Genomic DNA, 12554 nt, shown 5'->3' on the forward strand with positions numbered 1-12554 from the left:
AAAGGCGATGTTTTAAACTTCAAACTTTTCCTGAAAGCATCAATTACCTGACATTGAAAACCGGTTATAAAAATTTATCTTTTATTTTTTATATATACAATTTCGTATATTGCAACAACTTTCTCAAAAATAAAAAGGCCACTATAGAAATAGCGGCCGTTGTACTTATTTAAAAGCACATGAGAATTATATAGGAAGTAAGAACGTTGCTGTTCTTACTTTTTTATTTTACATCTCTGCAATCCATTTGCGAAAATAGGGCGCCGTTTCCTGGCTTACAATTATTGAGTGGTTCAAATCGGGCAGCGTCATATCCACTATCAGCTTTACTTTCTGGTAGGGCTTGTAGCCTTTTACAAAATTGATATTGACAATATACTTTCTGTTTGCACGAAAGAATACGGTATTGTCAAGCCCAGCTTCCAGCATGCTCAGGTTTTTATCTACTACATACTTTTGCTTCATTTTATCTATAGCAAATACCAGTTTTTCTTCGGTGTAAAAAAAGACTACGTCTTCTAGTTTTAGCAAGATATATTCCACCCCTTTTTTCACCAGGATACGGGTACGTTTTTTTGTGTCTTTCTCATTCATTAGAGTGGTCATCATTTTCTTTAATATTTAATGTTTCTCTATTTTATCACATTTCTTTTATCATCACTTAAGACGTTAATAATGGGCGTTTTCTTATGCTGCTTATGGTGCGTAACAGGTCAGCTATTTATATTGTGAAATTAACTGCTTTAACAAAAGGTAATGGCTTTTCTACGTGAGCGGAAAATACAATGGATGAGTGCGACACATTTCGTAGATTAAATAAATAGTGAAGGATGAAAATAAAAGCGTGAAGCATGAATTTTTTTATCTGAAACCTATGAAGTTTATTTTGATGTATCCGGAAAGTTCTAACTGTTAAAATACATAGTAAAAAGCAGAAATCAACGCCCTCATTTCACACGGATCTTCAAACAACCGATGAATGGCATATAGATAGTGATGGCAACTACTCTGAGGCGCAGTTACAAGCTATATAACCGGCTAAAGTATTAGTACAGGTAAGAATATCGCCTTATACAGAGAATATTTATAATCATTTACAGTGGTTGTTGCTCCTGCACTTTCCTAAGCTGTTCATGATCGGTTAAGTCAAGGCATAAAGGAGTGATAGATACAAAATCATTTTCGAACGCCCACCTGTCTGAACCTTCTTCAGCAGCTTCCAATGGTCTTACGTTAAACCAGTAATGTTTCCTGCCAAATGGGTCCGTTCCGGGCATTACAATACCATCGTAAAATCTTACCGACTGCCTCGTCCACTTAATATCTCTGGGGTTTTCAGGCAGGTTTACATTATACAGCCCTTTTCCCTGCGTTTTTAACAGCAGCTCTAAACATTGCTCTACAAAAGGGACAAGCTTATCAAAATCAGGTTCTGATTTACCAACAAGGGTACTGAATGCAATGCCTTTATACCCTAGCAAAACACCTTGCTTCGCAGCCGCAAGCGTGCCGGAATGCCACATACCATTACCCAAATTGGGCCCCATATTAATACCCGACAATACTACATCTGTATTGGCATGTATATGTGTACCTAAGGCCACGCAATCGCCCGGTGTGCCATTAACACGAAAAGCCTCTATGCCTTCAAATTTTATGGGTGCGGCTTTTATAGACAAAGGTTTGGAGTGGGTAACTGCATGCCCCATAGAAGATTGTTCCACATCGGGTGCTACAACCGTTACCTGTCCAAATTTTAAAGCTGACTTAGCCAATGCAGCGATACCGGGGCTGTATATACCATCATCGTTTGAAATAAGTATTTTCATAATTTTTCTCCCGTATTTTCATGCCAGATAAATTGGTATGATTTTAAAACCCAAGATATAAAGATCCCACTATGAAAGTTGCAAGGCTGTTTCATAATCCCAAAGCGGGTGACGAAGGTCATGGTAAAGAGGAACTGGTTTCGCAAATTGAAGCTGCCGGTTTTGAATGCAGGTATTCATCTGTAAAAGGATGGTTTTGGGACAACTTTGAAAAGGATGTTGATTTTGTAATAGTTGCCGGTGGCGATGGCACCGTAAGAAAAATAACCAAAGAATTATTAGATAGAAAAGTACTGGATAAAACATTTCCTATTGCCCTGTTGCCTATGGGCACAGCAAATAACATCAGTAAAACCTTACAAATTACAGGGAGTACAGAAGCTATTATTCAATCGTGGCACAAGGGAAAAATAAAAAAGTATGATGTAGGTAAGATCAGTAATGTAAAGGATGCTTCCTTTTTTCTTGAGAGCTTTGGCTATGGGTTGTTTCCTTACCTCATGCAGGTAATGAAAAAAGAAACATCAGCAGACACGCCGGAACAGCGTATACAAACGGCATTGCATGAACTACACAACATTACCCTTTCGTACGAACCAAAAAAATGTAACCTGATAATAGACGGGAAGGATTATTCGGGGAAATTTTTACTTGCAGAAGTAATGAATATACGCTCTATCGGCCCTAATCTTTTTTTGTCGCAAAATGGCGATCCCGGTGATGGTGAAATGGAAGTAGTGCTGCTGCCGGAAGAGGATAAAGAAAAGTTTGCTGCTTACATCTCCGATAAAGTAAGTGGCAACGAAGAGAACTATGACTTTAAAACAATTAAAGCAAAGAACGTAACATTAAACTGGGATGGAACGCATGTACATGCAGACGATGAGGTTTTAAAAATTAAAGATAAAGCAGAAGTAGCAATTGAAGTAAAGCCAGGTTTGTTGGAGTTTTTGGCGCCCTAACTTTCCGTCTTTACCGTAGCGTATCAAAGTATGCGGGAATTGCTTTAATAAAAAGTATTAAAAACACATCATTCATTAATAATTTTCCTTACACCCGAGGGAAGCTTTTGCGGTGTGGTGGTAGGTCCAAAGACGGTTATTTTTCCATCCTTCACCTGCATGCGGTCAATAAATACCACTCTTTCGTCGCCTGTTTTGGTAGTTCTTGCATGATAAACGCAAAACATCTCTTTGCCATCCGGTGAGTATGTAATGCTGTTGTGCCCCGTACCGGTTACGGTACCACCTTTATCTGTATTTTTCTGCAGCACCGGATTATTGGCAGCTTTCTTATAAGGACCTAAAGGTGATGTAGCAGTGGCATAACCAACGGCATAATACTGACCACCGAAGTAGTTGGCGGAATACATGATATAATACGTGTCTTCTTTTTTAAACGTAACAGAACCTTCGGTCCAGCGGCGGTTCACTTCGTGGGCTGTTACAGACCGGCTTTCCCATTCTGCCTGTTTGTCGCTGAGATGAACGGGCGGGCGCAGCAACAAAACCGGTTCGCCAATGACGCCGGAAAAATCAGGTCTGAGTTCAACACTATATACCCAGCTTTCTTCAATCTCCTTATACCAGCCTTTTTCTTGTGCCCAATCAGCAATTTCGCTTTCCACCGGGTGTTTGTAAGCTACGCGGGAGTAGTACAGATAAACTTTGCCGTCCGTATCAAAAAACACATTGGCATCAATAGTGGGATAGCCAGGGTCAAAAACAGGTTTATTGGCTAAATCAATGAATGGACCGGTAGGCTTATCTGCTACTGCCACCCCAATGCGGAAATTCTCCGCTTCATGGGTTGGATTTTCCTTCCATTGCGCACTGTAAAACAGGTAAAATTTACCCTTTACCTCATACACTTCAGGCGCCCAATACGCACCACCCCAGTTGGCAGCCGGGTCGCTCCAGCCATTTTTATTGTCATGAAAATATACCTGCCCTTCACGCTTCCAGTTCACCATATCTTTTGATGAATAAGCGGCAAATCCTTTATCTGCTCCGCCTCCGGTACCATACATGTAATACATATCGCCCGTATACAACACAAAAGGGTCACCAAACTGCACGTCCAATGGATTTGAAAAAGTAGCGTTGACCTTAGCAACACGTTGCGTTGTTTGAGCTATCGCCGCGTGCAAAGAAATTTCTATGAAAAAGAATAAAAAAAGCAGGATATTTTTCATAATGGCCATTGTATTTCGTAAAAAACAAATGTAGGCTAATACCGCATTCAAACAGGCACTAGTTACCAGTAAGAATCCTCGGCGGTAAGCCGTGAGTTTAAAAGCGCATGTGGTACTATTTAAGTCTAAGAAGCTGTTTAGAAATAATTGCTTTACCCACAAAGGCGCTAAGGGCACAAAGAATGATAAAGCATACTTCGTGTAACCCCGTCTTCATTCAGGCAGGTTCTTTTCTTTAGGTCTTAGCGGTTCCTGATTCGTATAGAATTTAAACAACCTTTAATTGATATAGCATTAAGGCTAAAGAAGATAACAAAAATGTAATAAAAACGAACAATCGTCCTCCGGGAAGACTGGTTTTCCATTGAATAATTAAGGAATATCCTTCTATTGTTTTTGCATCAAAAAAGGGTAACTGAACCTAATAAATCTGAAGGTTGTAAAGCCACCCGAAAGCATCAAATTGCCTGTTAATTGACCCGACCTGAAAAAAGCTGGCTGTATTTAGTAAGCAAATTCTGTCATTGGTTGGTGACGGCAGTTCATCCTGAATACGGTTGATATATTTTGATGTTAGCCAGGTGACATGTAAAATTATTCTTGCGTGCGAAGTGTGTCGGAGATGGTTGAAGACAGGCATGGCAAAATGCCTATAATTATAACTTATCACTTGCCGACAAACAAATGGTATAAAGTGGTAAAAAAACAATAGCCGAATAATACTTGATGCACACACAGGCTGGAACTCAAAGGAGAATTATTCAGAAAGAAAAACAACCAATACAAGAAAACAAAAAAGACAATAAACTTTACTTCAGGAAGGTTATTCCTGCACCAATTAAATATATCTCAAAACTAAGATCAAACTGGTTTTTACTATTCCAGCACTTTAAGATAGCGTGCCATCCAGTAAGGCAACAAATATTCATCGCCTGCCAATTCCTCTTTTCCACCATCACCGCCATCGAGTATAAAAGCATTGGTATTATGGCGATGCATGGGAACTTCATCCGGCGGCAACAATTCTTTTGTACGCTGTTCACGAAAATTTGGTGGAAGTAAAACAATATCTTTACGATGCGAGTTTTTTATATTCCAGCGAATAAGATCCATTGGAAAGCCACGCAAATGCCAAAGCGTTGATTCTTTATCAAAAGCACCGGAAGTGCCTAAGCTTATCAAATTCCATAACGCATTTCTTTCTGGTTTTTCTATTTGCCAATGGTCACGGATTACATCCGCATATTGCTTTTTCAACTGATCGTTAAAAGCATAATTATACAACACCCAATAGGTTAAAAAAGCCATTTCATCATCCGAGTGATTCCAGTCTTCGCCCACCACAACGCCTTCAGATAACACCACTTTTGTAGGCTTGAGATTTTCGCAGGGAACAAGAATATTTTTAAGATAACCATGATCGTTCATTAATCTTAATGCTTCTTTTTTATACAGTTCTTTTCCTGTTAAAGCATATCCCAACTGCAAGCCCGCAATAATAGTTGTGCTGCCGAGTTTTCTATCGCCAACGGTTGAAGGAAATGAATTAATGTATTCGGGATTCCATTTGCCCCACATGGTTGGCTTGCCATCTGCATCAATAAAATAATAATTGTTATCAATAATGTGGGTGAGAATTTTATCCATAAAATTTGCTACTCTTTTTTTCTCCGCAGCTGTTTCTGCAGTCATTTCATTCATCACTGCAGCTACCCATATATAAGCCACAAATTCATCGCTGCTCGTGGTTCCTTTCCATTCCCATTGACCATTAGGTGATTCGTGCCAGCGTTCAGGATCAGAATGTTTGAAACCAATTCTTTCAAAGGTTCTTGCCGGAAAACCTTTTAACGGGTTAATGGAAATAAGTCTTTCAAATGCTTCAAACGCTTCCCAGGCATAACGCTTAGCCAGCGTGTCTTTTGTAACCGCATAGCAGAATGCCTGGCTGCCGAGATAAAAAGAACTCCATAAGCCATCGTTGTCTGTATCGGTAAGTTGTGAAGTGGTTATATCGACTGGAACGGTGAAAGTAATATTCGAAATAAAGCCATAACGAATGTGTCTTTGTCTTATATCATCCTGGAAATATTTTGCTTTTTCGGCAAGTGTTTGCGAGATGAATTCAATTTTATTCAATCCAGTGGGTGTGAGCAGGTAAACATTGCCTTTACTGTCTGAAGTTATGCCTATCACTTTGTCTTCATTCAGCCATCTTTTTGAAGCATAATAATGATAACTTCCTTCGGGTTGACGCATATAAGCGCCTTCGTTTGTACCCGCCCAAATTGTATTGTTTACCGTACTCAAGCAATTGATATTTTCAACCGGCACTTTTGTTTGAAGCGTAAGAGACGTATCACCGTTTTTGTTGCTAATACCATAATAACCTTGTGAAGTAGCGAGTATAATTTCATCCTTTTTAAAACTCATGGAATGCAGATCGTTGCCCTTGTGCAGTACTTTGAAATTATTACCATCCAATTTATAAACAGCTTGTTTACTAAGCGCATAAAAAACACCGTCATTTATTGTTACCAATAAAAAATCAACGTTTGGTTTGGTAAGATGTATCCATTTATCACCGGTAAAAATATCGGCTGCATCTTTACCTGTTAAAAGGATATTTCCATTCGCAGCTACTGCCAGCATGGAGTATTTTCCTTTCGGCAGCTTTGAAAACGGAACACCTGCATAACCATTCGTGAGCACTTCATCTTCATATAAATAATACAAATGCTTTGCGCCTTCCTGCACTGCAATATCAACCGGAATTTTTTTTGCAAGCGGTGTATAACGAATGTCTTTTGCTACTTGTTTATCAAACACTTTGTACAGCCCATTTTCTGCCAGCACATACACAATGTCATTGTAATCTGTTACTGTTTTTTTTAAAGTGATTCCCTGTAGCGATTCGGGCATTTCATATTTTACAGAAATGGCCTGTTTAAAAAGCGTGTCAGGCTCAGCAAATGCAACAGAAGAAACAAGAACAGAAAAAAGAAATAATAAACAAACAGAAAAAGATTTCCACATGCGTAGCTTGATTTTATAAATGGTTTATAAATCTTGCATTTTTTTGTACCTGGCTTTTGTACAAGTATTAAACTCCGTTGCGTCGCACACCTGTACTGATGTAAAGGCACGAGCTGAGCCATGAGCTATGAAAAAACACTTACAGCTCATCGTTCGCGACGCTTGCAGCTTACATTTTTATTGTAACAACCACATCTTTGAATGTTCATCATCCACGGCAGGAACGAGGTCTGCAACGCCGGCATCGTAAGCGTCTTTGTTTTGGCCTAATTCATTGCCCGGATAACGGTAACGTAATGGGAACTCGAAAGTAGAAAGGTTGCCGTTTTTGAAAATATAAGGCAATTGTGTACGGCGTATATCGAGATATGTTTCTGTAGTAACAAGGAATAAAGCCAGCCATTTTTGATCGGCTATTTTTGCCAGTTTTCCTGCTTCATCTGCAGGCAATGTAACAGATGGTTGTGCGAGATAAGTAGTTATCTCAGTATCTGCAATTCCCCAGCGTTGCATGGAATAAGTAATGCCTTTGCGATAGTATGCATCTGCATCACCGGTTATCATGCCTTTTGCAGCAGCTTCGGCCAAAATAAACTGCACCTCATCACTGTTCATGATCATCGCTTTTAGTAAAGGATGGCTGTTTTGCCGGAAGAGCTGCGAAAATTTGGACACTTTGAAATTGCCAACCACACCACCATCCTGCGTGTTATAATGACCGTTACCATTTTTATAATCGCCGGGCATGCCTGCTATAAAGCCAACATACAATTTATTTGAATCCAAAATGTTTGAAGCCTGTGCAGCAATGGCAGGATTACTGCGATCAATATATTCCCAGGTAGAAGTATAACTAAACCCGTTAGGATCGGTTATAGCAAGCGAAACACCGTTTTGTGCAGGATCGCTTGTCCAGGGTTGTTCAACCGGTGCAATCCAAACCTGCAATCGCGGATCGTTGTATTCCGTTAATTTATCAACAAGTGTTTTTGCCGGTCTTCTCTTATCAAACTCTTCATTGCCTTCCCAGTTCAATGTGCCGCCATTCCACGAATTATCTGCATTTGTTCCAATATAACTGATGGATGCATTATCGCCTGCCTCCGTAAAAACGGGTGTAGCAGGATTATTTAAAATTGCTTGCATTTGCGTGCCTGCATCTGCCAATTTATTAGAAGCCCGCATCAGCAAGCGAAGCTTTAATGAGTTTGCAAATTTTTGCCATTGAATTTTTTGTCCGCCAAACATCAGATCATAAGAAGAAGAAATTTCTTCTGTGCCCTGTGCTATCCATGTGTTGGCCTGATCCAGTTCGTTTAATAAACCGGTATAAATATCTTGCTGCTTATCGTATTTGGGGTAAAGGATGCCTTCTCTTCCTTTCAGCGCTTCGGAGTAATAAATATCTCCATAAAAATCAGTGATAAAGGAAAACAGCAACACTCTGAAAATGGTAAAAATACCTTTGTGCGAAAGCGAACCTCTTTTATCTGCCAAACCGATAGCACCATCAACCAGTTTTAAAATATCCATTGCAGCGTACAGATCATCGGCAGGCGTTTTAAAACCATCATAGTAATTATCGCCGCCCTGGAAATTTCTTTCCATATATTGAACAGCGCCGGGTAATTTACTGTTCTCGTAACCTCTTTCCTGGTAAAAAAGGGTCGTATTTTTAATAATGGATGATAAAAGGAAGGGATCATTTACCGACTCGGTCGCATCGAGTTGTCTTAGAATATCGTCATTCCGTAAAGCATCTTTACTACAGGAGGCAACTGCAATAATGGCTAACAGGACGAATGTTTTTATTAAAAAAGATTTCATCTGAAAATTTTTTATTGTTTTATAGGTCAGATGGAACTTCGCATCTTTTATTTCTCTGTATGTTAAAGATTTGCCATGCTCCGTTTCATCTGAAAATTTTTTATTGTTTTAAAAGTCGGATGTAACCTGCATTTTACCGCTCGTAAGATGAGTAATGTCCGGTTTCCTATTTCAATTTTTACCCTAATTAAAAATTAAAATTGAACTGCCAGTTTTACTCCATAAGAACGGATGCTTGGCAAGGTCGCTCTTAAAACTCCCTGGTTGGTTCCTACACCTGTAAAAGCAGACTCCGGATCCTCATTCCTGCCGGAAGCATTCCATTGAAATACATTTCTTCCTATCAGAGATACGACCAGGTTATTAAGCCTGTAACGGCTTATCAATTTACCGGGTAAAGTATAGGAAAGCGAAATTTCCCGCATTTTAAAATTGGTCGCATCGAATGTTCTTGTGCGGGAAAAATCCCAGATAACATCGCCATAACTATTGTAAGGAATTTGATAGAACGTATTGTTGGGATCAGCGCCGTTAACAATGTAATCAGCATCGGTTGGCGTTTCACCTGTAAAGTCGGGTCTTACAAAAACACCATGCGCATAGCTGGCATCGTTCCAGTCGGAGCGTTGGCCATCATTATTATTATTGATGGCTTCATACTGGCTGGAACCTTCAGCCGGCCAGGGGAGACCGCCATGCTCGGAATCACGTCCACCTGTCCACCATGGATTGTTTGGTCCTGAACCTAAAGTAGTAAATGCTCTGCCGTTTGATTCGAGATATTGCTGGTTGACGGAAATATACTCGCCGCCCTGGCGAAAACTTCCAACCAGGTTTAATGCAAATTGTTTGTAACGAAGGGTAGTATTCAATCCCAAAATATAATCGGGATTAAAGTTGCCTAACTTTTCACGGTCGCTTTCATCACCTGATACCTGAAACTCTCCACCTTCGCTGTTTAACAAATACATGCCTGCATATTTGCCAGTCTTGACTTTCATGATGGGATTTTGTTCGTAAATATTTCCAATCTCTTCGCCCACTGCAATTTTTACCCTTGTTTTTCCATCATAATCTGCGAATACATATCCGTTGGGAGCAAACTTATCAGATAGTCTTGTAATGGTTGCTTTGTAGTGTGTAAAGCTTGCAGAAACATCCCAGTTCCAGTTTTTTGAACGGACCGGATTCAGTGTTAATCCCCATTCAAAACCTTTGTTTCTCACATCACCAATATTGGTTAACACACCGCTATAACCTGTTCCTTCAACGGTAGGGATATTATCAATCTGGTTCTTCTGATCCTTGATAAAATAAGTGAAATCAAATCGCAGCAGATTATTCCACATCCACACATCAATACCTGCTTCTTTTGTTACTGAATGCTGCGGCTTTATAAATGGATCGACCAAGGAAGCATTAATGCTTACCGTTTTTATAGCGCCCCAATCGCTGGCATCATAAGTATAAGTATCTACAGAACGACGACGTGTTAAACCGTTGCCAACATCAGCCCAGGCAACTCTCGGTTTTACAAGATTGAAAACTTTGGGAAGGCTGAATGTTTCTGAAGCAACCCAGCTTAACGATGCGGAGGGATAGAAATAATGTATTTTTTCTTCGCTTAAAATCCCTTTCCAGTCGTTTCTGCCTGTAGCATCGAGATAAAGCTGATTGGCATAACCGAGTGTTGCAGTTCCATAGGCACTGTAAGATTGGCCCGTTCCCCAACTGGAAGAAGAAACATACAACTGCCCCGGCATGGCATTGGTTAAAGTGAAAATAGACGGGGTGGAAAGTTTGCCGGCCGTGTTTTCAAGACTGTTGTTATTGGTGTACGCATAATTTCCACCAACAGAAACATTCACCGAAAACTTACCAAAATTGTTGTTGTAAGTAAGAATGGCATCGGAGTTTACCATCAAACTGTTGTTCGTTCCGGTAACATACTGACCATCGCCAATATTAAACTTATCGCTCATGTTGGTTTTACCCCATGATTGCCTCAGTTCATAATCTTCACGCACATTCTCCATGCCTGTGCGAACCATTAAAGAAAATGCGTTTGATAACCGCCAGTCTAACTGCAGTTTGCCAAAATAATTATCACGGGTAAAGCGATGTATTTTTTCATAGGTTGTCCACCAGGGATTATCGGTATCCACGTCAACACCATTATCTTTCATAATAGCACCATTCTGCTGGATGTTTTCATTACCATCCAGCCAGTAATTTCTCATTTGAGAAAGCGGCTGCAGATTAGTTGGGAAATTGAATAATAAATTATTGATAACACTGTTGGAACCAACGCTGTTTGCTTTATTGGGCGAATAGGTTCTTATATAGCTTGCGTTTACAGAAACCCTGATATTCTTTGTGAGCAAATAATCGCTGTTGAAAGTAATGCCTGTTTGATCTGTTTTGGTATTTGGCATTACTCCTTTGTTATCCATTTTTGATAACGATAAACGGAACGAACCTTTATCATAATTACCAAATACATTAATATTATTAGTTAAAGTATTACCGGTTTGCAAATAAGTTTTCAGCCTGTTTTCATGCGATGAAAGCATCGGTCCGGTCTTCCATTCCTGCGCCTGCACATCCCAATAATCCGAAGTAAATTTCCCATCCAGTTTTGGTCCCCAGGTATCGGTGTTGTCGTACTGCCATTCAAAAGCCCTTTCACCCTGTCCATACAACGTTTGTTCCTCAATAAACTGGTAAGGCTGATCCCAAACTGAAGAAGCCGTATAAGAAACGCCTAACCCCCTTTTGCCACCACGGCCGGATTTTGTAGTAATCATGACAACGCCGTTACCACCTTCTGCACCGTATAATGCACCTGCACTTCCGCCTTTCAGGACGGTTACACTTTCTATATCTTCGGGATTGAGTTGTGACAGAATATTACCAAAGTCAACACCATCTTTTGGTGTAAAAGTTTGGGTTCCCACCGGTATTCCATCAATCACATATAAAGGCTGCGATCTTACAGAAATATCGGCGCCACTGCTAAGTGAAGGCATGGTGGTAGTACCACGAATATTCACCAACACAGAAGAGGTAGGATCGCTGCTTAAGCTAACAATGTTAACACCGCTTACCTTTCCATCCAAGGATTTAAGTAAGTTGGGATTGGCAGCCTTCACCAGGTCTTCGGACTTTACTTCAGCAACCGAATAACCGAGTGAACGCTTACTTCGTGTAAGTCCGAGTGCTGTTACAACCACGGTAGAGAGTTGATTGGTAGATGACTGCAATTCCACATTTATAGTGGTTTGGTTACCAACAGCAATTTCCTGTGTTTGATAACCTACAGCCTGAAAAACAAGTGTTGGGTTTGCGCCGGAAACAGTGATGGTAAATTCACCATTTTTATTAGTAGCAACCGTGTTGGAAGTGCCTTTTTCAACAACGGTTATGCCTTCAACAGCACCTGTGGAATCTCTTACCGAACCTCTTACCGTTTTCTTTGTTTCTTGGGCTGTTGATTGCTGCAGCGATAATGCTGTAAAAAAGCATAATAAGATGCAGGACGCAACAAAGCGGGAAAGCCTGGTTTGTGTTCTCATAAGCTGATTAATATTTTATTATTGAAAAGAGATATTGCTGTGACTGATCAATTTCCCGATGCTCAAAATCTTCAGTTCCTATGGTATATATGG

General features: G+C 40.1%; 7 protein-coding genes. 1 reads left to right on the top strand and 6 read right to left on the bottom strand.

Annotated features, from left to right (window positions below; all coding sequences use genetic code 11):
* Positions 1-228: 228 nt before the first annotated feature.
* Together FC093_RS17510 and surE are read right to left on the bottom strand one after the other, a co-directional pair.
* The gene (locus FC093_RS17510) at positions 229-609 is read right to left on the bottom strand and encodes a LytR/AlgR family response regulator transcription factor (RefSeq protein ID WP_137263104.1); all 381 of its coding nucleotides are present in this window, start codon (positions 607-609) and stop codon (positions 229-231) included.
* A gap of 485 nt (positions 610-1094) precedes the next feature.
* Positions 1095-1829 (bottom strand): 5'/3'-nucleotidase SurE, encoded by a 735-nt coding sequence (surE, locus tag FC093_RS17515; RefSeq protein WP_137263105.1) that lies wholly within the window; start codon positions 1827-1829, stop codon positions 1095-1097.
* Between the two features lie 71 nt (positions 1830-1900).
* Here surE and FC093_RS17520 point away from each other — a divergent pair, with 71 nt between their 5' ends.
* Positions 1901-2791 (top strand): diacylglycerol/lipid kinase family protein, encoded by an 891-nt coding sequence (locus FC093_RS17520; protein WP_137263106.1) that lies wholly within the window; start codon positions 1901-1903, stop codon positions 2789-2791.
* A 68-nt stretch (positions 2792-2859) separates the two neighbouring features.
* Here FC093_RS17520 and FC093_RS17525 read toward each other — a convergent pair whose 3' ends face one another.
* From FC093_RS17525 to FC093_RS17540, 4 genes are all read right to left on the bottom strand, one after another.
* Positions 2860-4023 carry a glycoside hydrolase family 43 protein gene (locus FC093_RS17525; protein ID WP_137263107.1) on the bottom strand — a complete coding sequence of 388 codons (1164 nt, stop codon included), beginning with the start codon at positions 4021-4023 and terminating at the stop codon, positions 2860-2862.
* Between the two features lie 876 nt (positions 4024-4899).
* A complete protein-coding gene (locus tag FC093_RS17530; protein ID WP_137263108.1) occupies positions 4900-7059 on the bottom strand; it encodes a ligand-binding sensor domain-containing protein in 2160 nt (719 codons plus the stop codon).
* Between the two features lie 177 nt (positions 7060-7236).
* A complete protein-coding gene (locus tag FC093_RS17535) occupies positions 7237-8886 on the bottom strand; it encodes a SusD/RagB family nutrient-binding outer membrane lipoprotein (protein WP_137263109.1) in 1650 nt (549 codons plus the stop codon).
* 194 nt (positions 8887-9080) lie between these two features.
* Positions 9081-12461, bottom strand: coding sequence for a SusC/RagA family TonB-linked outer membrane protein (locus FC093_RS17540; RefSeq protein ID WP_137263110.1), 3381 nt, complete (start codon positions 12459-12461; stop codon positions 9081-9083).
* Positions 12462-12554: the final 93 nt, after the last annotated feature.

The sequence above is a fragment of the Ilyomonas limi genome (genome assembly GCF_005233845.1).
GTDB classification, from domain to species: domain Bacteria; phylum Bacteroidota; class Bacteroidia; order Chitinophagales; family Chitinophagaceae; genus Ilyomonas; species Ilyomonas limi.